Annotated in this window: 20 protein-coding genes; 17 read left to right on the top strand and 3 right to left on the bottom strand. The window is 69.1% G+C overall.

From position 1 onward, the window contains the following. Positions 1-669, bottom strand: a 669-nt coding sequence (locus ACN469_RS24775) for a serine/threonine-protein kinase (RefSeq protein WP_498771391.1), incomplete at its 3' end; no start/stop codon positions are given. Between the two features lie 131 nt (positions 670-800). Between ACN469_RS24775 and ACN469_RS24770 the strand changes: the two genes are divergently transcribed. Both ACN469_RS24770 and ACN469_RS24765 read left to right on the top strand, forming a co-directional pair. Continuing rightward, complete coding sequence (locus ACN469_RS24770; protein ID WP_498771389.1) at positions 801-1,793, top strand: phosphatase domain-containing protein; 993 nt, start codon at positions 801-803, stop codon at positions 1,791-1,793. Positions 1,794-1,891: 98 nt separating this feature from the next. Continuing rightward, positions 1,892-2,671 carry a hypothetical protein gene (locus ACN469_RS24765; protein WP_498771387.1) on the top strand — a complete coding sequence of 260 codons (780 nt, stop codon included), beginning with the start codon at positions 1,892-1,894 and terminating at the stop codon, positions 2,669-2,671. Positions 2,672-2,674: 3 nt separating this feature from the next. Here the strand turns inward: ACN469_RS24765 and ACN469_RS24760 are convergent, their stop codons facing one another. Beyond that, complete coding sequence (locus ACN469_RS24760) at positions 2,675-3,985, bottom strand: hypothetical protein (protein ID WP_498771385.1); 1,311 nt, start codon at positions 3,983-3,985, stop codon at positions 2,675-2,677. 636 nt (positions 3,986-4,621) lie between these two features. On the opposite strand from ACN469_RS24760, the gene ACN469_RS24755 reads away from it, so the two are divergent. Then, positions 4,622-6,424, top strand: coding sequence for an acyl-CoA dehydrogenase FadE (locus tag ACN469_RS24755; protein ID WP_498771383.1), 1,803 nt, complete (start codon positions 4,622-4,624; stop codon positions 6,422-6,424). 10 nt (positions 6,425-6,434) lie between these two features. On the opposite strand, the gene ACN469_RS24750 is transcribed toward ACN469_RS24755, so the two are convergent. Next, positions 6,435-7,142 (bottom strand): PilZ domain-containing protein, encoded by a 708-nt coding sequence (locus ACN469_RS24750; RefSeq protein ID WP_498771381.1) that lies wholly within the window; start codon positions 7,140-7,142, stop codon positions 6,435-6,437. Between the two features lie 264 nt (positions 7,143-7,406). Here ACN469_RS24750 and mraZ point away from each other — a divergent pair, with 264 nt between their 5' ends. From mraZ to ACN469_RS24680, 14 genes are read left to right on the top strand one after another with little or no spacing between them, the layout of a single operon-like run. Further along, on the top strand, positions 7,407-7,859 hold the full coding sequence (gene mraZ / locus ACN469_RS24745; RefSeq protein ID WP_498771379.1) for a division/cell wall cluster transcriptional repressor MraZ: 453 nt from the start codon (positions 7,407-7,409) through the stop codon (positions 7,857-7,859). 46 nt (positions 7,860-7,905) lie between these two features. Next, positions 7,906-8,292 carry an STAS domain-containing protein gene (locus ACN469_RS24740; protein WP_498771377.1) on the top strand — a complete coding sequence of 129 codons (387 nt, stop codon included), beginning with the start codon at positions 7,906-7,908 and terminating at the stop codon, positions 8,290-8,292. A 4-nt stretch (positions 8,293-8,296) separates the two neighbouring features. Further along, complete coding sequence (rsmH, locus tag ACN469_RS24735; protein ID WP_498771376.1) at positions 8,297-9,211, top strand: 16S rRNA (cytosine(1402)-N(4))-methyltransferase RsmH; 915 nt, start codon at positions 8,297-8,299, stop codon at positions 9,209-9,211. Continuing rightward, positions 9,208-9,621: a cell division protein FtsL gene (ftsL, locus tag ACN469_RS24730; protein WP_498771374.1), complete on the top strand. Its 414-nt coding sequence runs from the start codon at positions 9,208-9,210 to the stop codon at positions 9,619-9,621. The genes rsmH and ftsL overlap by 4 nt, the downstream gene beginning before the upstream one ends. Then, entirely contained in the window at positions 9,618-11,636 is a 2,019-nt protein-coding gene (locus ACN469_RS24725) for a penicillin-binding protein (protein WP_498771372.1), read from the top strand. Before ftsL ends, ACN469_RS24725 begins: the two co-directional genes overlap by 4 nt. Before the next feature lie 51 nt (positions 11,637-11,687). Continuing rightward, positions 11,688-13,211 carry a UDP-N-acetylmuramoyl-L-alanyl-D-glutamate--2,6-diaminopimelate ligase gene (locus tag ACN469_RS24720; RefSeq protein ID WP_498771370.1) on the top strand — a complete coding sequence of 508 codons (1,524 nt, stop codon included), beginning with the start codon at positions 11,688-11,690 and terminating at the stop codon, positions 13,209-13,211. A gap of 32 nt (positions 13,212-13,243) precedes the next feature. Continuing rightward, positions 13,244-14,647 carry a UDP-N-acetylmuramoyl-tripeptide--D-alanyl-D-alanine ligase gene (locus ACN469_RS24715; protein WP_498771368.1) on the top strand — a complete coding sequence of 468 codons (1,404 nt, stop codon included), beginning with the start codon at positions 13,244-13,246 and terminating at the stop codon, positions 14,645-14,647. Beyond that, positions 14,647-15,825, top strand: coding sequence for a phospho-N-acetylmuramoyl-pentapeptide-transferase (mraY, locus tag ACN469_RS24710; RefSeq protein ID WP_498771366.1), 1,179 nt, complete (start codon positions 14,647-14,649; stop codon positions 15,823-15,825). The genes ACN469_RS24715 and mraY overlap by 1 nt, the downstream gene beginning before the upstream one ends. A gap of 23 nt (positions 15,826-15,848) precedes the next feature. After that, positions 15,849-17,216 carry a UDP-N-acetylmuramoyl-L-alanine--D-glutamate ligase gene (murD, locus tag ACN469_RS24705; RefSeq protein ID WP_498771364.1) on the top strand — a complete coding sequence of 456 codons (1,368 nt, stop codon included), beginning with the start codon at positions 15,849-15,851 and terminating at the stop codon, positions 17,214-17,216. 4 nt (positions 17,217-17,220) lie between these two features. Continuing rightward, positions 17,221-18,384 carry a putative lipid II flippase FtsW gene (gene ftsW / locus ACN469_RS24700; RefSeq protein WP_498771362.1) on the top strand — a complete coding sequence of 388 codons (1,164 nt, stop codon included), beginning with the start codon at positions 17,221-17,223 and terminating at the stop codon, positions 18,382-18,384. Continuing rightward, positions 18,381-19,526 (top strand): undecaprenyldiphospho-muramoylpentapeptide beta-N-acetylglucosaminyltransferase, encoded by a 1,146-nt coding sequence (murG, locus tag ACN469_RS24695; protein ID WP_498771361.1) that lies wholly within the window; start codon positions 18,381-18,383, stop codon positions 19,524-19,526. Before ftsW ends, murG begins: the two co-directional genes overlap by 4 nt. After that, positions 19,523-20,941, top strand: coding sequence for a UDP-N-acetylmuramate--L-alanine ligase (murC, locus tag ACN469_RS24690; protein WP_498771359.1), 1,419 nt, complete (start codon positions 19,523-19,525; stop codon positions 20,939-20,941). Before murG ends, murC begins: the two co-directional genes overlap by 4 nt. Before the next feature lie 5 nt (positions 20,942-20,946). Next, complete coding sequence (gene murB, locus ACN469_RS24685; protein WP_498771357.1) at positions 20,947-21,882, top strand: UDP-N-acetylmuramate dehydrogenase; 936 nt, start codon at positions 20,947-20,949, stop codon at positions 21,880-21,882. Next, a complete protein-coding gene (locus ACN469_RS24680) occupies positions 21,879-22,835 on the top strand; it encodes a D-alanine--D-alanine ligase (RefSeq protein ID WP_253992829.1) in 957 nt (318 codons plus the stop codon). Before murB ends, ACN469_RS24680 begins: the two co-directional genes overlap by 4 nt. Positions 22,836-22,946 lie beyond the last annotated feature (111 nt).

Here is a 22,946-nt window from a genome sequence, read left to right as displayed (position 1 = left end):
CAGCGTCTCGTACAGCAGGGTGCCCGCCGCGAAGATGTCGGCGCGCGCGTCCAGCTCCCGGCCCCGGGCCTGCTCCGGCGCGAAGTACGCGTACTTGCCCTTGGCCTCCGCCTCGTCGGACTCGCCATGGCCCGCGAGCCGGGCCCGGGCGATGCCGAAGTCCACCAGCTTCACCTGGCCCTCGAAGCTCAGGAGCACGTTCTGCGGGCTGACGTCGCGGTGGATGATGTGCAGCGGACGGCCGCGGTCATCCAGGCGGGTGTGGGCGTAGGCCAGTCCCTCGAGCACCTCCACCGTCACCAGCAGGGCCAGCGGTTGGGGTAGGGTGTAGAGCCCCTTCTCGCGGGCCCTTCGCAGCACCCGTGACAGCGGATGCCCGTCCACCCACTCCATGGCGATGAAGTACTGGCCGCCCACTTCGCCGAAGTCGAAGACCTGGGCGATGTTGCCGTGGCTCAGCCCCGCGGCGATGCGCGCCTCGTTGACGAACATGGAGACGAAGGCGCTCTTGTCCGCGTAGCCCGGGAGGATTTTCTTGATGACGACGGGCTTGGTGACCCCCGCCACCGCCGTCATCCGGGCGCGGTAGATCTCCGCCATGCCGCCCGTCGCGATGCGCTCGAGCAACGTGTACCTGCCGAAATCGAGCCCTTCGGACGGGTGCTCCACGTGTCTTCCGGCTCCTCTGGGCGCACCGGGCCGCTGTGCCGCCCCTCCACGACTCCACGACGCGTCTCGAGGCCCGCGCGAAGCTATCATCAGGCCTCCGGAAACGTTAACACGGGAAAATTCCGTTGAACATGCTCACTCGTCTCTTTGTCCTGGTCGTCTTACTCGGGGGCTCCCACGCGGTGGCGGCGCCGGCGGTGTTGCTCGCGCCCGTGCTGGGGTTGCCTGAGCGCGTCATGCTTCAGGGGCGCGTGCTGAAGGAGGCGCCCTCGGACGGTAGCTCGGCGCTGTCGCGCAACCTGCGGCGGTTGACGGCGCCCAACTGGGAGGGCGCGAAGGTGTCGGTGCGCTTCCAGGGCGTCACCGCCATCGTGACGAGCGGGCATGACGGAGGCTTCGAGGTGACCTTGATGCCGCCCGAGGGCAGCCGCTTCAAGGAGGGCGCGTCTGAAGCGGAGGCGTGGGTGGAGGGCGCCATCGCCAGTGCTCGGGTGGAGGTGCTGCCGGCGACGACGTCGCTGCTGGTGGTCTCCGACTTCGACGACACGCTGGCGGTGACGCAGGTGACGAAGCCGACGAAGCTGGTCGAGACGGCGTTGCTGAAGGACTCGGACACGCAGGAGGTGGTGCCGGGCATGGCCGCGCTCTACGGCTGCATGCGGGGCGCCGCGACGTCGTCGGCGTTCGCGCTGGTGAGCGGCTCGCCCGTCCAGTACCTGCCGCGCGTGCGGGGGTTCCTGGAGCGGCATCAGTTCCCCGCGGGCTTCGGGGTGTACCTGCGGGACTTGGGCCCTTCGTCGCTGTCCAACTACAAGCAGCCCATCATCCGCCGTCTGCTCACGCAGTTCTCGCTGCCTGTCGTGCTGGTGGGGGACTCGGGCGAGAAGGACCCGGAGGTCTACGCGCAGATTCGCGAGGAGTTCCCGGGGCGGGTGAAGGCCGTCTACATCCGCGACGCGGGGCGCACGAAGGACACGAAGCGCTTCCAGGACATGGTGCTGTTCAAGGACGCGCGTGAAGCGGCGGAGCACGCCGTGGGACTGGGGCTGGCGGACACGGCCTGTGTCACGAGCACGCTGCCGAAGCCCGCGCTGCCCGCCACGGCGGGTCCGACGACGCCATGATGTTCGTGCGGTGGGGCGCGGGGGCGCGGGGCCGTGGGGGGCGTCGGTGGGGAGTCGACGCACGGGAGCGAATCGCGTCTCTCGGTGCTCGAAGCCTCGTGGTGCTGCTGCTCGTCGTGGTGGGCTGTCGCGAGGAGAAGGCCGCGGAGCCGCTGCAGTCGCTGAAGCCCGAGCCCCTGCCGTCGCTCTCCCCGGGTGGCGGCCGAGCGCCCGAGGATGGAGGCTCGAGCACTCGTCGCGACGCGCCCGTGTATGGCGAGGCCCTTCCGTCCGATGCGCTGCGACTGTCGCTTTCGGGTGAGCAGGCGCGACTCGGGTCGGAGGTGTTCGAGCCCTCGCGTCCGGAGTCCCTCGGGCGGCTCGCGGAGAGGGTGAAGGGGCGTGAAGTCCTGCTGGTGCCGGACGCAGACACGTTCCTGGTGCAGGTCTCCGAGCTGCTCGCGATGCTTCGAGACTCCGCCAAGGTGGTGTGGCTGGCGCATCCGGACGCGCCGGTGGCGTATCCGCTGGTCCTTCGTGACGAGGACGGCTTTCGCGCGTGGCTGGCGGAGGTGGCGCCGGGAAAGCTGCGCATCATCCAGCGCGCGGATGGCTTCGAGCTGAGCACCAGCGTGGGCAAGCTCCCCGGGCCGGATGCGAATGGCCCCTCGGTGCCGGTGCGCGAGGGGCGTCAGGACCTGGCGATGCTGCGGCACGGGTTGGTGCTGCTCGAGGGACGCTTCAAGCAGTCCGAGGACATCTGCCTCGTGCCCTCGTTCGGCACCGAAGTCGCGCAGGCCGCGCGGGCGCTCGGAGCCGTGTACACGGCCCCGGGCGAACCCTTGTTCGACACCCTGTGCCTCGTCTTCCCGACGCCTCACGTCAGGGACGGGGGCTGACGCTCAGGGCTGGAAGCCGAACAGGAACAGGTCCGAGATGCCGCTCGCGGTCCACGTCTGAGCGCCCACCTGGAGCGTGTCGTGGAAGACGCCGAGGACCGTGGCGCGGCCGTCCTTGGTGACGGCGATGGAGCCGTCGTCGAGACCGGGAGAGCCGCGGTCCAGGCCGCTGGGGAAGGTGCGCACCCAGCGGCGCTGGCCCTGGATGCGGTCGAACTTCGCGACGTAGACGTTGGCGGCGCTCGACGGGTTGCCGGGCAGTGGGCCCAGGATGCCCAGGTCGGAGCTGCCCGCCTGATAGCCGCCGACGACGGTGACGCCGTCGTGCTCGTCCATGGCGACGCTGTCGATGTCGAAGCCGAAGTCATGCGCCCATCGCTCCTCGCCATCCAGCGTCCAGGCGGCGATGAACGCGTCCTGGTTGATGCCGAGGTTGCCGCTGGACGTGTGGCTCTGTCCGGCGAAGGTGAAGGTGAAGGCGTACGTGCCGACCATCACCACGCGGTTGCCATGGGTGGCGATGCCGAGGCCGAAGCCCAGCGCGCCGACCAGTCGCCGGCGCCAGAGCGGCTGTCCTCCGGGTGAGAGCTTGACGAGGTAGGGCTCCGAGGAAACCGTGGGACCCTGGGCATCGCCCGCCACGTAGAAGTTGCCGTCGCTGTCGGCGATGGCCGTCCGGCTGAAGCTCTGGGGGGTGTTCGCGTCGACGAAGCGCCACAGCCGGGTGCCCTCGGAGTTGTGCTTGAGAAAGGTGAGCCTGGGGCTGCCTTGTGACGTCACGGTGTAGCCAGCGATGCCGATGTTGCCATCGCGGTCAATCGCGAGCCCCTGGACGAAGATGTCCGTGGTGGGGATGGGACGCAGCCAGAGCAGGGTGCCGGTGGAGTCGAGCTTCACCAACTGGAATCCGTCGCTGAACAGACTGCCAGGACCGACGCCGAAGGTCGTGACGAGGATGACGATGTTGCCCTGGGCATCCACGACGTGACGAAAGCCGTAGAACCCGCTGATGACGCGGAGGACGGTCGGCGTGCCCAGAGCGTCATACCGGACGAGCGCGAGTGCCTGGGCTGTCGGACCCCCCGGTGCCTGGATGGGGCCCGCACCGACGTTGATGCTTCCGGTGAAGTTGATGAAGGAGACGACGCTTCCGTCCCTGCCGGAGGCAATCTGTCCGGCCTCTTCTCCGGGGCCGCTGAGCTGACGGGACCACGACAACTCTCCCACGAGAGGCTCGGCGGCGGTCGACCTCGCGCTCCCCGCGATGACGCCCACGACGCACAGCCACGACAACACCCGTGTTCCCATTCGCATGAACTCCCCCATTCACAGGAGCGGAAGAGGGCTCCTGATTGAAGTGAGGACGCATGGGTAGGCATTGTGAAAGGCGAGGGCCCGAGCCGGCGCGAGCGACTGTTCCTGGCGGCACAAACACGCGGGCTCGATAGCGGGGCAGACGTTTCCCCGCAGGGTTCTTCGCGAGGAGATGTGCTTGTGAGTGTGCTCTTTCTCCTCTGTCCCCGTGGCCAATGGAGACCGTGAGGCGGCGTCCCGAACATGGAACTGCCCTCAATCCAGAGGGCTCTCACCAAGGCACGTCCATGTTCACGAACTGGCTGCGAAACGCATATCCAGGTCTCCGCTGAGTCCAGTCCCTGTTGCTCGTCATGGCGGTGCCGTCGGACCGACGTCGACGCGCACCGCGAAGGTCTCGGGAGCCGAGGGCATGAGGCGAGTGTGCCCTCGGCGCTCGACAGCGACGGTTCCGCCCAGCGGAACGGTCGTGTGCCACCTCGGTCCCGCCTGGCGAAACCGCCGCGCTGAACCCGAGAGAAAAGGGCTGGCCTGCTCGCCACTCCTCCTATGATGCGGCGCTTCATAGCTTGCCAGGGATGGGCCGCGTGTCCGCTCGACGGAAGCGAGGCCCTCCGCACATCTGGGAGATCATCGATGGCCGCAGTCAACGAGCCCGCCGCGTCGAAGGAAATTCCCACCGGAGGGGCCTTTCTCTTCCAGGAGGTCGGCACCTCCCGCTTCGTCACGCCGGAGACCTTCACCGAGGAGCAACGCCTCTTCTTCCGGACGGCGCTCCAGTTCAGCCGGGAGCAGGTGCTGCCCCAGGCCGCTCGAATCGAACACAAGGACAACGCGCTCTTGCGCGAGCTGCTGCGCCACGCGGGCGAGCTGGGGCTGCTCAGCGTGGACATCCCCGAGGCCTACGGCGGCACCGGCCTGGACAAGACCACGTCGCTGCTGCTCGCGGAGGCGATGAGCCTCAACGGCTCCTGGTCCGTGACGTTCGGCGCGCACACGGGCATCGGCTCGCTGCCCATCGTCTGGTTTGGCAACGCCGCGCAGAAGGCGAAGTACCTGCCGAAGCTGGGCACCGGCGAGTGGGTGGCGGCGTACGCCCTCACGGAGCAGGGCAGCGGCAGTGACGCGCTGGGCGCGAAGACGAAGGCGGTGCGCTCGCCGGACGGCAAGCACTGGATTCTCAACGGCTCCAAGCTCTACATCACCAACGCGGCCTTCGCGGACGTCTTCATCGTCTTCGCCAAGGTGGATGGCGACAAGTTCACCGGCTTCATCGTGGAGAAGGACACCCCGGGCCTCACGGTGGGACCGGAGGAGCACAAGATGGGCATCCGTGGCTCGTCCACATGCCCGCTCTACTTCGAGGACGCGCGCGTCCCCGCGGAGAACCTGCTGGGCGAGGTGGGCAAGGGCCACAAGATTGCCTTCAACATCCTCAACTACGGCCGGTTGAAGCTGGGCGCGGGCGTGCTCGGGGGCATGAAGCTCCAACTGGGCAACGCGCTGCGCTTCGTGCAGGAGCGCAAGCAGTTCGGCACGCCCATCGTCCGCTTCCCGCTGTCGCGCGAGAAGCTGGCGCGCATGGCCGCGCTCGTCTACGCGCTGGAGAGCATGACCTACCGCACGACGGGGCTCGTCGACGCGCGCCTCGCCGCCCGCGACAAGTCCGCCCCCGGCTACGAGGGGCATCTCCTGGCCGCCGTGGAGGAGTACGCCATCGAGTCCTCCATCATGAAGGTCTACGGCTCGGAGGCCCTGGGCCACGTGGTGGACGACGCGGTGCAGCTGCACGGCGGAGCGGGCTACATCGAGGAGTACCCCGTCGAGCGCGCCTACCGCGACGCGCGCATCAACCGCATCTTCGAAGGCACCAACGAAATCAACCGCATGCTCATCACCGGCATGCTCCTCAAGCGCGCGGTGAAGGGCGACCTGCCGCTGTTCGCCATGGCGGGCAACGTGGCGGAGGAGCTGGCGCGAGGCGAGAAGCCCCAGGCCCGGACCCACGACGCGCTGGCCCCGCAGGAGGTGGCCGCCGAGGTCGCCAAGCGCCTGGCGCTCCACGGCCTGCGCGTGGCGGCGGAGAAGTTCGGCCCGGAGCTGGAGCAGCACCAGGAGGTGCTCGCCGCGCTCTCCGACGTGGTGATGGACGCCTTCGCCCTGGACTCGCTGGTGACGCGCACCCGGCAGGCCGCGGCGGGTGGAACGTTGGATCCGGTGCGGCTGGCGCTGGTGCGCCTGTTCGCGTTCGACAGCATCCCCCGCTCCTACGACAGGACGCGCCGCGCGCTGTGCGCGACGCTCCAGGGGGACGCGCTGGACAAGGAGCTGAAGCGGCTGGCCACGCTGGACGTCTTCACGCCCTACAACCCCGCGGAGCTGCGCGAGACGGTGGTGGCCGCCATCGAGTCCGCCGGCGGCTACCCCTTCACGGAGTAGCGAAGCGCCGTCACGGCATCCGCGTCACGGCGTCCATTCCAAAGCTCACCCGCGCCTTCCAGGGCGCGGGGGGCAGTGACTCCAGCGCGAGCAGCGCGTCCAGCCGCTGCTGCATGGGCGCCCGCAGCCGGCCGAAGGTCGCGCCGAAGCCCGGCGTCGCCTCGGTGGCGTTCTTCCGGGGCACCGACGACGTCCACACCACCTCGCCGTGCAAGAGCAGCGACCCTTCCGTCAGGTCCATCTCCAGCAGGAAGGGCGTGCCCACCCGGACATGGCGGGGCAGGGTGGGCGCCAGCACCTCCAGCCCCACGCCGCCGCGAGAGATATCCCGGACGAGGAACGTCGGCGACAGGGGCGTGGCCTCCACCGCGCGCAGGTGCAGCGGGAGCCGGGGGAAGCGCCGCAGCCCCTCCTGCTCCTGGGCGGCGAAGATCCGCTGGAGCACGGCGTCCAGCGCGGTGCGGTCCTCGCTGGCCCCGTAGCGCACGGTGACCAGGTAGTTGCGCTCCTCGCGGGGCTCCACCTGCACCACCTCGCCCAGCACCTCCACGGGCCGTGGCACACCTCCGGCATGCAGCTCGAAAGTGAAGCGGGTTCCCAACGGGAGACTGCGACGCGTCTGGAGCGTGGCGCCACCTTGACCCACGCTGCGCGTGTATTCCCCCACCAGGGACTGCGGGCTCTTGTAGGCCACCTTCAGTCGCACGTTCGTGTTCACGCACCCGTCACTCTGCGCCCTTCCAGGAGGGAGCTCAAGTTTGCCCCCTCCCCACGGGTAGGGCGCCGCGACGCGCCAAACACCTGACCTTCCAGGTGTGACGGGTTGTCTGGATGTCGGGAACCCACTGGCGGCGTGTTCCAACCTGTTGCGCTTTCTTGACCCCCCCTGGGGGGCCGCGTATGAATGCCGCCCGGTAGTGGCAAGAAGTGGGAAGGAGTGGAGCTTCATCCCCTGAAGGGCTGAAAAGGTGGATCGTCCCCCGTGTTCCGAGGCGTCTATGAGCACCAGATCGACGCGAAGGGGCGGACCAGCCTCCCGGCGAAGCTCCGGGAGACCTTGGTGGGGGCCTATGACGAGCGGCTCATCATCACCACGGCCCTGGACCGGTGCCTCCACGCCTACCCGGTGCGGGAGTGGGAGGCGCTCGAGGCGTCCCTCGCGCGGCGCAATCCGATGGAGCCCGGGGTGAAGACGCTGATGCGCCTGTACGTGGCCAGCGCTCAGGAGTGCCCGTTGGACCGGCTGGGGCGGCTGCTGATTCCGCCGTCGCTCAGGACGTACGCGGGGCTGGAGAAGGACGTGGTGTGGGCGGGGATGGTGAAGGTGATCGAACTTTGGAGCCGCGAGGGTTGGGCGAAGGCCCAGGAAGAGGCCCGGCAGGAAGCGGCCTCCGCGGACGTGATGAAGGTGCTTTCCGAGCTGCGGCACCCATAGCTGGAAAGTCGACAGAAGGCCGGAGTCCCGAGAGGGTGGCACGCGTATGAATCAGGTTCTGGAGGTTCGGCGGAGGGCGGCGAGCGCGCTGGCGGGGGCCGACCGCGTGGAGACGCTCATGCTGGAGGGCGAGCTGAGCGAGCAGGACCTGCTGAAGCTGTGCGACGAGCTCACCCAGCGCATGCACCGGGGCCTGCGTCAGGTGGTGTTGGACCTGTCCGAGGTCGGCCACCTCAACTACCGGGGCGTCAAGCCGCTGATGGCCCGGGCCGAGGCGTTCCGCCGCACGGGTGGTGACTTGAAGCTGTCCGGACTGTCGCCGTACCTGGCCGCCATCTTCCGGGCGGCGGGCGCGCACGACGCGTTCGAAATCTACCCGCACATGAACGACGCCCGCGCCGCTTTCAGCCTCGCGCGGGCTCCCTTCGTCTGACCGCGTGGGGGACTTGGACTTCCAGCATCAGACCGTCCTTCTGCGTGAAGCGGTGGAGCTGCTGCGAGCCGGAGCGGGCAAGGTGATCATCGACGGCACACTGGGGGGTGGTGGCCACACGGAGGCGCTCCTGGCTCAGGGCGCGTCCGTGGTGGGCGTGGACCGCGACCCGGTGGCGCTCGCCGCCGCCTCCGCCCGCCTGGGGCCCAACCCCCGCTTCCAGGGCCGCTCCGGCAACTTCGCGGACCTGACCCGCGTGGCCGCGGAGCTGCTCCCGGTGGACGGCGTGCTGGTGGACCTGGGGGTCTCTTCCCCTCAGCTCGACGTGGCCGAGCGCGGCTTCTCCTTCATGAAGGAGGGCCCGCTGGACATGCGCATGGGCCCGGACGGCCCCACCGCCGCGGAGCTCATCGCGTCCACGGACGAGTCAGAGCTGGCGCTCATCCTGAAGGAGTACGGCGAGGAGCCCTTCGCCCGGCCCATCGCCCGCGAGCTCAAGCGCGCGCTGCCCACGCGCACGCTGGAGGCCGCCGAAGTGGTGAAGCGCGCGGTGCCTCGCAAGGCGTGGCCCACGCGGATCCACGTCGCCACCCGGACCTTCCAGGCGCTGCGCATGGCGGTGAATCAGGAGCTGGAGGCGCTGGACTCGCTCCTGGCCGCGCTGCCCGCGCTGCTCAAGGTGGGTGGCCGCGCCGCGGTCATCTCCTTCCACTCGCTGGAGGACCGCAAGGTGAAGGAAGGCTTTCGCACGCTGGAGGGCCGCTGCACCTGTCCTCCGGGCCTTCCCATCTGCGTCTGCGCCAGCGTGGGCAACTTCATCGTGGTGACGAAGAAGGCCGTGGCCGCCTCGGAGCAAGAGGTGGCGGCCAACCCCCGCTCTCGAAGCGCGCACCTGCGCGTGGTGGAGAAAGTGCGATGAGCAAGGCGTCGTCCTCCCAGCGTGGCTCCGTGTCGTTGACGGGGGTGTTGTTGCACCTCCTGCCCGCCGTCCTCCTGTTCTCCCTCTTCGCTGGCGTGGGCATGCTCCACGTCACCAGCCGGGTGATGGTGGTGGACATGGGCTACCGGCTGTCCCGCGCGGAGGCGGAGAGCCGCTCGCTCACGCGGGAGAATGACCGGCTCAAGCTGGAGCTGGCCACGCTCAAGGCGCCGGGCCGGCTGGAGCGCGTGGCGCGCGAGCAGCTGGGCATGACGATGCCCGCCGGCAGCGCGGTGGTGTCGCTGTCCGCGGAGAAGCCGTCTCGAGGCAGCGCTTCCGCGTCCGCCCCGTCCCCGTCGCAAGACAAGCCTGGCGTACGCGTGGCGGGCCGTGGAGGCTCGGGCCGGTGAGGGATTTCAAGGCGACACGGGCCCCGGAGTCCAACGCGAAGGGACTGAAGCTGCGCGTGCAGCTGCTGTTCAGCCTCTTCCTGTTGCTCCTGGGTGTCGCCTTCGGTCGGGCCGTGCAGTTGCAGGTCTTCGAGCAGGAGAAGCTGCGCGGAATGGCGCAGGACCAGTACGTCCGCCAGATTGAGATTCCCGCCCGCCGGGGCGACATCTTCGACCGGCGCGGCACGCCCCTGGCCCAGAGCGTGGAGGTGGACTCCATCTGGGTGGATCCATCGATGCTGCCCGACGTGCGTCAGGCCGCTCGCTCGCTGGCCAAGGCGCTGAAGGTGGACGCGGACGAGCTGGGCGCCAGGCTGGCGCGCTCCAAGCGCTTCGCCTGGGTGAAGCGTCAGGCCAAGCCCCAGGAAGTCGCCGCCGTGAAGGCGCTGGGCCTGCCCGGCATGGGCTTCACCAAGGAGCCCAAGCGCTTCTATCCGCAGCGCGAGCTGGGGGCCCACGTCGTGGGCATGGTGGGCATGGACGGCAAGGGCCTGGAGGGCCTGGAGCTGGCCTTCGAGGACGAGCTGTCCGGGCAGAACTCCCGCATGTCGGGCTTCCGCGACGCCAAGGGCCGCAAGCTGCTGGTGCAGGGCGTGTTGGATCCGCTGGAGCGCCAGGGCGCCGCCGTCACGCTGACCCTGGACCGTCATCTCCAGTACGTGGCGGAGAAGTCGCTGGCCAAGGCGGTGGAGGAGGCCAAGGGCATCGCCGGCATGGTGGTGGCGTTGGATCCGAAGACGGGGGAGCTGCTGGCGCTGGCCAACCACCCCCGCTTCAACCCCAACACCCCGGAGAGCATCACTCGCGGAGCGGTGCGCAACCGCGGAGCGCTGGACACCTTCGAGCCCGGCTCCACCACCAAGCCCTTCGTGGTGGCCACGGCGCTGGAAGAGAAGTCCGTCACCGAGGAGAGCGTCTTCTTCTGTGAGAACGGCGCCTGGCGCGTGGGCCGCCACACCATCAACGATACGCACTCCTACGGGTGGCTGGCGCCCCGGGGCATCCTCCAGGTCTCCTCCAACATCTGCATGGCGAAAATCGCCCAGGTGCTGGGACGCGAGAAGATGGTGGCCGGCTACCATGCCTTCGGCTTCGCCGAGCGCACGGGGCTGGCCCTGCCGGGCGAGGGGCGGGGCGTCATCCCCTTCCCGAAGGCGGAAGTCTCCCTGGCGACCCAGTCCTTCGGGCAGGGTATGACGGCCACCGCCGTGCAGATTGCGGCGGCCTATGGTGCGCTGGCCAACGATGGCGTGCTGATGCGGCCCTACCTCGTGTCGAAGGTGGTGGACCCGGATGGGGTGGTGCTGCTTGAGAATCGCCCCACCGAGGTCCGCCGGGCGGTTTCCGCGAAGGTGGCCAATCAGGTGGTGAGCATGCTCGAAAGCGTGGTGGTCAAGGGAGGCACCGCGCCCAAGGCCGCCATGGAGGAGTACCGGGTGGCTGGCAAGACCGGAACGGCCCAGAAGGCGGATCCGGTGGCTCGGGGCTACTCGGACAAGCGGATTGCGTCCTTTGTCGGCATGGTGCCGGCCGAGGATCCGCGCATTGTCATCCTCGTGGTGGTGGACGAACCCAAGACAGACGTGTACGGGGGGCTCGTGGCTGCCCCTGCTTTCAAGGAAATTGCGACCGCTGCCATGGCCCACCTGGCCGTGCCCCCGTCTCGGACGGTGGCACCCGGGGTGGCCGTGGCCGCCGCATCCCCCGTGCCTGTCGCGGCGAAGCCGGTGGCGAAGGCCACCGAGCCCGCTCGGCCGGCGTTGGAGGAGGCGGTTTCGGAGAGCCCTGAGCCCGGCACGGTGCGTGTGCCGGACGTCCAGGGTGCCGGAGGTCGCGAGGCCGTGGTGAAACTGCTCGCCGCGGCGCTCGAGCCACAAGTACTGGGCAGTGGTCGTGTGGTGTCTCAAACCCCCGCCGCCGGCTCGCTGGTGGAGAAGGGGGCCCGGGTGACGCTGGAGCTCGCGACGCGGCAATGAGGCCGCGCTCGTTCCAGGCCCCGCGCTTGCAATGCGTGTGAAGGGGAAGAGATGAAGCTGACGGATGTCCTCGCAGGGTGTGGTGCCGAGCAGACCTCGGGTGGTCGTTCCGCGGTCGACGTCACCGGTGTGACCCAGGACTCGCGGCATGTGAAGCCTGGCGACTTGTTCATCGCCATTCCCGGCACCAAGGAGGATGGTGCCCAGTTCATCGGGGAGGCCGTGTCACGCGGAGCCGTGGCGGTGGTCTCCGAGAAGCCGGTGCCCTCCTCGCAGGTGCCCTTCTTCAAGGTGGGCAGCGCGCGCAAGGCGCTGGCCCTCATCGCCGCGAACTTCCATGGCCGGCCGGCCGACAAGCTGACGTTGCTGGCTGTCACCGGCACCAATGGGAAGACGACGACGTCGTTCCTGCTGGAGGCAATGAGCGCGGCGGCCTACGTGTCCACGGGTGTCATCGGCACCCTGGGCTACAAGTTCGGGGGCAAGACGGTGGAGACGGCCAACACGACGCCGGATCCGCTGGAGCTGCACCGCATCTTCCGGGAGATGGTGGACGCGGGTGTGGAGACGGTGGTGATGGAGGTGTCCAGCCACGCGCTCGCGCAGGAGCGCGTGCACGGGTTGACCTTCAAGGCCGCGGGCTTCAGCAACCTGAGCCGCGACCACCTCGACTACCACAAGGACATGGAGGACTACTTCCAGGCGAAGCGGAAGCTCTTCGCGGAGAACCTGTCCGCCACGGGCGTGGCCGTGGTGAATGGCGACGACACGTACGCCAGCCGCATCTACAACGAGCAGCGCGGTCAGAAGCGCATGGCGTGGAAGTTCAGCCGCGCGGGCAGCGGTGAGATTTCCGCCTCGGACGTCACCTTCACGCTGGCCGGCATCACTGGCACGCTGAAGACGCCCTCGGGTGACATCGCGCTGAAGAGCAAGCTGCTGGGGCCCCACAACCTGGAGAACATCCTCCTGGCGGTGGGCATCGGCATCGGCGCGGGCTTCTCGCGCAGCGACGTGAAGGTCGGCATCGAGCGGATGACGCCCGTGGCTGGCCGCATGGAGCGCGTGGAGAACTACGGCCCCGCCGGGGCTCCGGCCGTGTTCGTGGACTACGCGCACACCGACGACGCGCTCAAGCGCGCGCTGGAGGCCGCCCGTGCGATGGCCAAGGGCCGTGTCATCACGGTCTTCGGCTGCGGAGGCGACCGGGACAAGGGCAAGCGTCCGCTGATGGGCGCGGTGGCGGCGGAGTCCGCGGACCTGACGGTCATCACCAGCGACAACCCGCGCACGGAGGACCCGGAGGAGATCATCAGCCAGGTGACGTCGGGCGTGGAGAAGGGCGGCCTGCGCCGCATCTCCGCGAACAAGGCGAAGTCGGGCGAGAAGGGCTACCTCGTGGAGGCGGACCGTCGCACCGCCATCGAGCAGGCCATTGCACTGGCGGGCGCGGACGACGTCGTCCTCATCGCTGGCAAGGGCCACGAGACCTACCAGCAGGTGGGCAAGGAGAAGCTCAGCTTCGATGACCGCCAGGCCGCCGCCAAGGCGCTGGCGAGCCGCACCGCCGGCTGAGAAGGCTCGCGGACGGGACGCCCCACACCCCTATGGCAGCTCGATTCAGCGACGAAGAGGTGGTGCAGGCGACGGGGGCGACCCGGCTCGGAAGTCCCGGGCCGGCCGCCTTCGAGGCCGTCTGCACCGACACGAGGTCACTCACCCTGGGGTGCCTCTTCGTGGCGCTGGTGGGTGAGCGCTTCGACGCCCACGCCTTCGTGGACGTCGCGGCGAAGGGTGGGGCGTCCGGCGCGGTGGTGGGGCGGGGCCGTGCCCTGCCCGCGCTGCCGGAGGGCTTCACGCTCTACGAGGTCGACGACACGCTGATGGCGTTGGGGGCCCTGGGCCGCCACCACCGTCAGCGCTTCCGCATCCCCATCTGCGCGGTGGGCGGCTCCAACGGGAAGACGACCACCAAGGAGATGGTGGGCGCCATCCTGGCCACGCGCGGGCCGGCGCTGAAGACGGAAGGCAACTTCAACAACGAAGTGGGCGTCCCCCTGACGCTGTTCCGGCTGGAGCCCCAGCACGTGGCGGCGGTCATCGAGGTGGGGATGAACCGGCCCGGCGAAATCCAGCGGCTCACCCGCGTGGTGCGGCCGGACGCGGGCGTCATCACCGTCGTCCAACCCGAGCACCTGGAGGGGCTGGGCAGCCTCCAGGGCGTGGCGGACGCGGAAGGGGAGCTGTTCCAGGAGATGGGGCATGGGACCACGATTGTGGTCAACGCGGACGACGCGCTCATCCCCGCGCAAGCCGAGCGCAGCGAAGCGAACCGGCTGACCTTCGGCCGCGCGGACGGCGCGGACGTGCGGCTGATGTCGGTGGAGACGAAGGGCCGGGACGGCATGGTGGCCACGGTGCGCCACCTGGGCCGCGAGTGGCCGGTGCGGCTGAGCTTCATCGGGCCGCACAACGCGCAGAACGCGACGGCGGCCTTCGCGGTGGCGCTGGCGCTGGGCTACACGGCGGAGGAGTGCGTGAAGGGGCTGGAGGCGGCGAAGCCGTACGCGCGGCGCCTCAACGTGGTGGATGGGCGGGGTGGCGTGACGGTGATTGACGACTGCTACAACGCGAACCCCGCCTCCATGGACGCGGCGCTGGAGACGCTGGGCACGCTGGTGACGCCCGGGGGCCGCGCGGTGGCGGTGCTGGGCGACATGCTGGAGCTGGGGCCGGGCGAGCTCGAGGAGCACGCGCGGCTGGGCGGGCAGGTCGCGAGCAAGGCGGCGCTGGTGGCCTTCTTCGGCCCGCGCTCGGCAGAGGGTTTCAAGCACGCGGGGCTGGGCGAGTCCGCGGCGCATTTCACGGAGGTGGAGCCCCTGGTGGCGTGGTTGACGCCGAGGCTTCGCCCCCACGACGTGGTGCTGGTGAAGGCGAGCCGCGGAATGCGGCTGGAGCGGGTGGTGGCCGCATTGACGGGCACGCCCGCGTCCTCCGGAGGAAACCACTAGTGCTGTATCTGCTCTACGAGCTCATCCAGAACACGGAAGCGGGGCGGGTTCTCAACTTCCTGCGCTACCCCACCTTCCGCATCATCGCCGCCGGGGTCTTCGCGCTCGTGCTGGGCATGTTGATTGGGCCGCGCCTCATCGCGAGGCTGCGCCTGAAGCAGCACGGACAGAGCAACGTCCGCGAGGACACGCCGGACTCGCACCAGAAGAAGAAGGGCACGCCCACCATGGGTGGCGCGCTCATCCTCATCTGCATCGCGGCGGGCACGCTGCTGTTCGCGGACCTGAAGAGCCGCGCCGTCTGGGTGGTGCTGCTGCTGACGTTCGGCTACGGCTTCATCGGCTTCCTGGACGACTGGCTCAAGCTGTCCAAGCGCAACTCCAAGGGCCTGGCGGGGCGCAAGAAGATGGCGCTGCAGACCGTCTTCTTCCTCATCGCCGTCTTCGGCCTGCTGACGACGTGGACGCAGCCGGACGGCTCGTTCGGCCCCACGCTGCTCATCAACACGCGGCTGACGATGCCCTTCATCCCGTCCCACTGGTTCAACCTGGACCTGGGCTGGTTCTACGTCGTCTTCGCGTGGATCGTCATCGTGGGCACGTCCAACGCGGTGAACCTCACCGACGGCCTGGACGGGCTCGCGATTGTCCCCACCATCGTCTCCGCGATTACCTTCGCGGTGCTCTGCTACGTCGCGGGCACCACGCTGAGCATCGCGGACTCGGTGACGGCGGGTGGCACGACGAAGCTGGTGGCCACGCCGCTGTGGCAGTACCTGGGCATCCTCCAGGTGCCGGGCGGCGCGGAGCTGGCCGTGTTCTGCGCGGCCATCGTCGGCGCGGGCATCTCGTTCCTCTGGTTCAACACGTATCCGGCCTCCGTGTTCATGGGGGACATCGGCTCGCTGGCGCTGGGTGGCGCCCTGGGCGGGCTGGCGGTGCTGTCCAAGAACGAGGTGGTGTCCGCCATCATCCACGGCATCTTCTTCGCGGAGGCGCTGAGCGTGATGATTCAGGTGGCCTCCTTCAAGATGACCGGCAAGCGCGTGTTCAAGATGGCGCCGGTGCACCACCACTTCGAGCTCAAGGGCCTGGCCGAGCCGAAGATCATCGTCCGTTTCTGGATCGTCTCCATCCTCTGTGGTGGCGTGGCGCTCCTGTCGCTCAAGCTGCGCTGATTCTCCCGAGGGGTGGAACATCCATGACGTTCGCGCTGTCCGGGCAGAAGGTGCTGGTGTACGGGCTTGCGAAGAGCGGCGTGGCGGCGCTGCGCCTCTTGTCGCAGCGGGGCGCGAGCGTGACGGCGCTGGATGCCCGGAGCGAGGACGCGCTGGGCGATGTGGCCCGTGAAGTGAAAGCGCTGGGCGCAACGCTCGTCACCGACCCCGCGACGCCGGGCCTCCTGGAGTCGCAGGCGCTGGTGGTGGTGAGCCCGGGCGTGCCGCTGGCGCTGCCGGAGCTGCGCGCCGCCGCCGCCGCGGGCGTGCCCATCTGGGGCGAGGTGGAGCTGGCGTGGCGCTTCCTGGAGTCGGTGCCGCTGTTCGGAATCACGGGCACCAACGGGAAGAGCACCACCACGGCGCTCACCGGAGAGCTGTTCCTCCAGGGCAGGAAGCGCACCTTCGTCGGTGGCAACCTGGGCCGGCCCTTCAGCGAGGCCGCGCTGTCACCGGGTGACTGGGACGCGCTGGTGGTGGAGCTGTCCAGCTTCCAGCTCGAGAGCATCCAGACGCTGCGCCCGCGCGGCGCCGCCATCCTCAACCTCACGGCGGACCACATCGACCGGTACGCGGACCATGGCGCGTACGGCGAGGCCAAGGCCCGCATCTTCCACCACCAGCGAGAGGGTGACTTCGCGGTGGTGAACGCGGACGACGCGGACGTGCTCGCGCTGGCGCGCCAGGCGCGCGTGCCCGTGTACGGCTTCAGCGTCACGGGCAAGCCGGTGGTGGACGCGCCGAAGCTGGCGGGGCTCGCGGTGGCGGAGGAGGGCGGCTTCCGGCTGGACTTCCAGGGCGAGAAGTACCGGCTGAACAACCGCGCGCTGCGAGGCGCCCACAACGCGCAGAACGCGATGGCGGCGACGCTGCTGGCGCGGCTGGGCGGCGTGTCGGTCGAGGCGGTGCAGGCGGGACTGGACAGCTACCCGGGCCTGCCGCACCGGCTGGAGAGCGTGCGGGTGCTGGACGGGGTGGAGTGGGTGAACGACTCGAAGGCCACGAACGTGGACTCCGTGCTCGTGGCGCTGCACGCGTTCCAGGACGGGCTGTGGCTGATTGCCGGTGGCAAGGGCAAGGGCGCGCCGTACACGCCCATGGTGGAAGCGGGACGGGGCAAGGTGAAGGGCGTGCTGACCATCGGCGCGGACGCGGAGCTGCTTGCCCGGGCGTACGAGGGGCAGGCGGCGGTGCATGCGTGCGGCACGCTGGCGGCGGCGGTGGCGAAGGCGCGTGAGCTGTCGAAGGCGGGTGACACGGTGCTGCTGTCGCCCGCATGTGCGTCGTACGATCAGTTCAAGAACTTCGAGGACCGGGGCGATAGTTTCAAGCGCCTGGTCGGAGCGCTGTGACGGCATGAAGACCTCTCCTCCGTCGAACGCTCCCGTGCGGTTCGACCCCATCCTCCTGTGCGCCGTGCTCGGCCTCGTGACGATGGGCCTGGTGATGGTGTACTCGGCGAGCGCGGTGCTGGCGCAGGACAAGCTCGGCGACAGCCTCTACTTCTTCAAGCGGCAGGTCACCGCGGCCGGGCTGGGCCTGGTGGTGATGGCCGTGGCGATGAAGGTGGGCTGGCGCAAGCTGGCGCGCTTCGCCTATCCGCTGCTGCTCGCGGCGATTGTGCTGCTGGTGCTGGTGGCCATTCCCGGTATCGGCTCCACGGCGGGTGGCGCGCGGCGCTGGATTCGGTTGCCGGGCTTCAGCCTCCAGCCTGCCGAGGTCGCCAAGTTCGCGTGGGTCGTCTACCTGTCCTACTCGCTGGCGAAGAAGCGCGAGAAGGTGGCGACGTTCTCCGTGGGCTTCGTCCCGCACCTGGCGCTGTGCGGCATCCTGGTGATGCTTTGCATGCTCCAGCCCGACTTTGGCAGCAGCGTGCTGCTGGTGTTCATGTTGTTCGTGCTGCTGTTCGCCGCGGGCGCGAAGCTGAGCTACCTGGTCGGCTCCATCCTGCTCGCGCTGCCCCTGGCGTACGTGGCGATTGCCTCCAGCCCGTACCGCATGAAGCGCATCCTGGCCTTCCTGGACCCGTGGGCGCACCGGCACGACGTGGGCTATCAGGTCGCCGAGTCGCTCATGTCCATCGGCTCTGGTGGCGTGGTGGGCCTGGGGCTGGGCGACGGCCGGCAGAAGCTCTTCTTCCTGCCGGAAGCGCACACCGACTTCATCTTCTCCATCCTCGGTGAGGAGACGGGGCTGATTGGCGTGGGCGTGCTCGTGTCGCTCTACGCCCTCGTCCTGTGGCGCGGCGTGCGCGCGAGCCTGGCGGCGGGGGAGACGTTCGGCACGTACCTGGGGCTGGGCTTCACCTCCATCATCGCCTTCCAGGCCACGGTGAACATGTGCGTGGCCATGGGGCTGCTCCCGACGAAGGGACTGACGCTGCCGTTCGTCTCGTACGGTGGCACGTCGCTGGTGGTGCTGATGGGCGCGGCGGGCGTGCTGCTGTCGCTGAGCGCCAGTGCGCAGGGAGCGCCTCGGAGCGCGCGTGCGGGTTCGGACTTGAGGGAGGTGGCGGCGTGAAGGTGCTCATCGCGGGGGGCGGCACCGGTGGTCATCTCTTCCCGGGCATCGCCCTGGCGGAAGAGGTGGTGACGCGTCACCACGCCAACGAAGTCGTCTTCGTGGGGACGGAGCGGGGCCTGGAGGCGCGCGTCGTTCCGCGCGAGGGTTATCCGCTGGAGCTGGTGAAGGTGCAGGGCCTGAAGGGCAAGGGCTTCTTCTCCCTGCTCAAGGCGCTCTTCGCGCTGCCGCTGGCCTTCATCGAGTCGTTCCGCATCCTCGCCCGGCAGAAGCCGGACGTGGTGGTGGGCGTGGGCGGCTACGCGAGCGGGCCCGTCGTCCTGGCCGCGTGGCTGATGGGCATCCCCACCGCCATCCAGGAGCAGAACGCGCTGCCGGGCCTCACCAACAAGCTCCTGGGCAAGGTGGTGCGCGTGGTCTTCATCGCCTTCGATGAAGCGCGGCGCTTCTTCCCGGAGAAGAAGGTGCAGCTCATCGGCAACCCCATCCGCCGCAAGCTGATGGACAACTACCTGCGCAGCCATGTGGCGCACGAGAACTTCTCGGTGCTCGTCTTCGGCGGCAGCCTGGGCGCGCGCGGCATCAACCAGCGGATGTTGGAGGCGCTCGACTCGCTGGGCGACTTGAAGGAAGGCCTGCGCTTCGTGCACCAGACGGGGAAGAACGACCTGGAGATGGTGCGCAAGGGCTACGCGGACAAGGGCTTTCACGCGGACGTGGTGGAGTTCATCGACGACATGTCGAGCGCGTACGCGATGGCGGACCTGGTCATCTGTCGCGCCGGTGCCACCACGCTGGCGGAGCTGACCGTCTGCAAGAAGGCGAGCATCCTGATTCCCTTCCCGCATGCGACGGATGACCACCAGACGGTGAACGCGCGGGCGCTGGTGGACGCGGGCGCGGCGTTGATGTTCCAGGAGTCGGAGCTGTCGGGCGCGAAGCTGGCGGAGACGCTGCGGGCGCTGAAGTCGGAGCCCGGGCGGCTCAAGGGCATGGAGAAGAAGGCGGCGCTGCTGGGCCGTCCCGAGGCGGCGAAGGAGCTGGCCGACGTGTGTGTGGACCTGATGGTGCAGACCTGGGGCCCCACGGGCCGCGAGCGTCCCACCCCCGAGGCGAAGACGGCACCCAGGAGCAAGTCGTGACGAAGAACAAGCCCCCCAGCCTCTTCAAGACGCGGCACGCCGCGCAGGTGCACTTCGTGGGCATCGGCGGCATCGGCATGAGCGGCATCGCCGAGGTGCTCATCAACCTGGGCTACCGGGTGTCCGGCTCCGACTTGAAGGAGAGCGACATCACCCGACGCCTGACGCGCATGGGCGCCACCATCTTTGAGGGGCACAAGGCGCAGAACCTGGTCCAAGCCGACGTGGTGGTGATTTCGTCCGCGGTGCGCAAGGACAACCCGGAGGTCGTCACCGCGCGCCAGCGGAAGATTCCCGTCATCCCCCGCGCGGAGATGCTCGCGGAGCTGATGCGGCTGAAGTACTCCGTCGCGGTGGCGGGCAGCCACGGCAAGACGACGACGACGTCCATGGTGGCCACCGTGCTGAGCGCGGCGGGCCTGGACCCGACGGCGGTGGTGGGCGGCAAGGTGAACGTGCTCGACTCCAACGCCAAGCTCGGCAAGAGCGAGCTCATGGTGGTGGAGGCGGACGAGAGCGACGGCAGCTTCCTCAAGCTGCACCCGTCCATCGCCATCGTCACCAACATCGACCCCGAGCATATGGACCACTACGGCTCGCTGGAAGTGCTCCAGACGGCCTTCGTGGAGTTCTGCAACCGGGTGCCCTTCTACGGCCTCAACGTGCTGTGCCTGGACAACCCCAACGTCCAGGCGCTGTTGCCGCGCATCGAGAAGCGCTTCGTCACCTACGGCAGTTCGCACATGGCGGACTACCGACTGGAGAGCATCGCCCTGGACGGCTTCACGACGACGTTCCATGCGTTCCGCCGCGAGGAGGACCTGGGCGAGTTCCGCGTGCGCATGGTGGGCGCGCACAACGCCTTCAACGCGCTGGCCGTCATCGCCGTGGCGGAGGAGATGGACATCCCGCTGGAGACGGTGCGCACCGCGCTGGCCGAGTTCGGCGGCGTGCAGCGGCGCTTCACCGTGAAGGGCGAGGCCAAGGGCATCACCGTGGTGGACGACTACGCGCACCACCCCACGGAGGTGCTGGCCACGCTGGCGGGCGCCCGGCGCGCCTTCGGTCGCCGCGTGGTGGTGGCCTTCCAGCCGCACCGCTACACGCGCACGCACGACTTGCTGAAGGAGTTCACCACGTCGTTCAACGACGCGGACGTGCTCTTCGTCACCAATGTCTACGCGGCCGGCGAGGAGCCCATTCCGGGCGCCACCGGTGACGCGCTGGCAGAGGCCATCCGCGCGCACGGCCACCGCGACGTGACGTTCGTCCCCAAGCGCACGGACCTGCCGGCGGCGCTCTTGCCCCGGCTGCGCGAGGGAGACCTGGTGCTGACGCTCGGCGCGGGTGACATCACCCACGTGGGGCCCGACCTGCTCGGCCTGCTAGGCAACGCGGCTCTGACGAAGGGCTAGCCGACATGGTGGAAGCAGGCGTGAAGACGGCGCTGGCGGCTCGCGTGGAGCGACTGCCGGACTGCGAAGTGAAGGCCGGCGAGCCGCTGGCTCCGCTCATCAGCGTCCGGGTGGGCGGCGCGGCGGAGGCGCTGGTGCGTCCGCGCACGCCCGATGCGCTCGTCGCCTTGCTGAAGCTCGCGCGGGACGAGAGCGCTCCCGTGACCATTCTCGGCGGTGGCGCCAATACGCTGGTGGGTGACGGTGGGGTGCCCGGTGTCACGGTGAAGCTGCCAGGGGACCTGTTCCCCGAGCTCATCGAAGTGGGGCCCGAGGACGGGCTCGTCACCCTGGGCGCGGGCGCGGCCATCGTGAAGCTCGTCAACGTGATGCGTGGCCAGGGCCTGGTGGGCGCGGAGTTCCTCGCGGGCATCCCCGGGACGCTGGGTGGCGCGGTGGCGATGAACGCGGGCACCAAGAACGGCGAGGCCTTCCGGGTCATCGAGGCGGTGGAGATCGCCTCGCCCGACGGGGTGGGGTGGCTGAAGAAGGCGCAGATACCGCATGCGTACCGGCACTCGGAGCTTCCTCCTGGGGGCGTGGTGACGCGGGTGCGCTTCCGGCTGCCCAAGGGCGATGTCGCCGCCTCCAAGGTCGCCATGGACGCGGACCTGGGCTACCGCAAGCGGACGCAGCCGTTGAGCCAGCCCAACTTCGGCAGCGTCTTCACCAATCCCCCCGGAGACCATGCCGGGCGGCTGATTGAGCTCGTGAGCCTCAAGGGGCACACGCTGGGGCGGGCTCAGATTTCGACGCTGCACGCCAACTGGATTGTCAACCTGGGCGGGGCGACTGCCCGGGACGTGCTGGGGCTCATCACGCTGATGCGGACGCGTGTACATGAGCACTCCGGTGTCGATATGAAACCCGAAGTCAAACGCGTGGGAGAGTTCCTGCCATGACAGCGAATCGCGGCGCCTTCTCGAAGGACGAGCTCAAGAACAAGCGCGTGGGTGTGCTGTATGGCGGGCTGTCGTCCGAGCGCGAGGTGTCCCTGCGCACGGGAGCCGCCGTGGCGGGCGCGCTGCGCTCGCTGGGCTACGACGTGGTGGACATCGACGTGGGCAAGGACCTGCCCGCGCGCCTCATCGCGGAGAAGGTGGATGTGGCGTGGCTGGCGGTGCACGGCCGCTACGGCGAGGACGGCAGCCTCCAGGGACTGCTGGAGTCCATGTTCATCCCGTACACGGGCAGTGGCGTGCTCGCGTCGGCGATGGCCATGGACAAGGTCTACGCCAAGCTCGTCTTCATCGCGCAGGGCATCCCCACGCCCGCATACCGCGCCTTCGCCGACGAGGCGTCCGCGCTGGCGGCGGGGGACTCGCTGGGGTTTGGCTTCCCGGTGGTGGTGAAGCCCAGCCGCGAGGGCAGCAGCGTGGGCGTGCACATCTGCAAGGCTCGCGCGGACTACGACGCCGCCGTGAAGGACGCCGCGAAGTACGCGGGCACCCTCCTGGTGGAGCAGTTCGTCAAGGGAAGAGAAGTGCAGGGTGGAGTGCTGGACGATGAGGCGCTGGGTGTCATCGAGGTCCGCGCCGCCCGCGAGTTCTACGACTACGATGCCAAGTACAAGGCGGGCACGGGAACGCAGTACCTCTTCCCCGCACCCCTGCCTCCGGATCAGTATGCACGGGTCAACGAGGTGTGCCTGGGCGCGCACCGGGCCCTGGGCTGTGCGGGGGCTTCGCGCTCGGACGTCATCGTCACCGACGGAGGCGATGTGTTCTTGCTGGAAACCAACACGCTGCCGGGCATGACGGCCACCAGCCTCCTGCCCAAGATTGCCGCGGGACGTGGTATCGACTTCCCGGCCCTGTGCGAGCGCCTGTTGCAAGGCGCATGTCTCAAGGCCTGAAACAGCCTTCCCCCTCGTCGAATCCCCCTCGAAGTCCCGGCCTCTCGTGAGGCTGGGGCGCTACAGCGACGTCGCTGTAGCCAAAAACTGGCGTGGAGATCCATCCGCGCG

Source organism: Corallococcus terminator, from assembly GCF_049194865.1.
GTDB lineage: Bacteria > Myxococcota > Myxococcia > Myxococcales > Myxococcaceae > Myxococcus > Myxococcus terminator_A.
Note: the sequence above shows the minus strand (reverse complement) of the source record. Positions and strands in the feature narration are given on the sequence as shown.

What these genes read in the sequence shown, in the direction of transcription:
- ACN469_RS24740 (WP_498771377.1), top strand. Translation starts at nt 7,906, where the DNA reads ATGAATCAGGTTCTGGAGGTTCGGCGGAGGGCGGCGAGCGCGCTGGCG.
- ACN469_RS24720 (WP_498771370.1), top strand. Translation starts at nt 11,688, where the DNA reads ATGAAGCTGACGGATGTCCTCGCAGGGTGTGGTGCCGAGCAGACCTCG.
- ACN469_RS24770 (WP_498771389.1), top strand. Translation starts at nt 801, where the DNA reads ATGCTCACTCGTCTCTTTGTCCTGGTCGTCTTACTCGGGGGCTCCCAC.
- ACN469_RS24680 (WP_253992829.1), top strand. Translation starts at nt 21,879, where the DNA reads ATGACAGCGAATCGCGGCGCCTTCTCGAAGGACGAGCTCAAGAACAAG.
- murB (WP_498771357.1), top strand. Translation starts at nt 20,947, where the DNA reads ATGGTGGAAGCAGGCGTGAAGACGGCGCTGGCGGCTCGCGTGGAGCGA.
- murD (WP_498771364.1), top strand. Translation starts at nt 15,849, where the DNA reads ATGACGTTCGCGCTGTCCGGGCAGAAGGTGCTGGTGTACGGGCTTGCG.
- ftsW (WP_498771362.1), top strand. Translation starts at nt 17,221, where the DNA reads ATGAAGACCTCTCCTCCGTCGAACGCTCCCGTGCGGTTCGACCCCATC.
- ACN469_RS24715 (WP_498771368.1), top strand. Translation starts at nt 13,244, where the DNA reads ATGGCAGCTCGATTCAGCGACGAAGAGGTGGTGCAGGCGACGGGGGCG.
- ACN469_RS24760 (WP_498771385.1), bottom strand. Translation starts at nt 3,985, where the DNA reads ATGCGAATGGGAACACGGGTGTTGTCGTGGCTGTGCGTCGTGGGCGTC.
- ftsL (WP_498771374.1), top strand. Translation starts at nt 9,208, where the DNA reads ATGAGCAAGGCGTCGTCCTCCCAGCGTGGCTCCGTGTCGTTGACGGGG.
- ACN469_RS24755 (WP_498771383.1), top strand. Translation starts at nt 4,622, where the DNA reads ATGGCCGCAGTCAACGAGCCCGCCGCGTCGAAGGAAATTCCCACCGGA.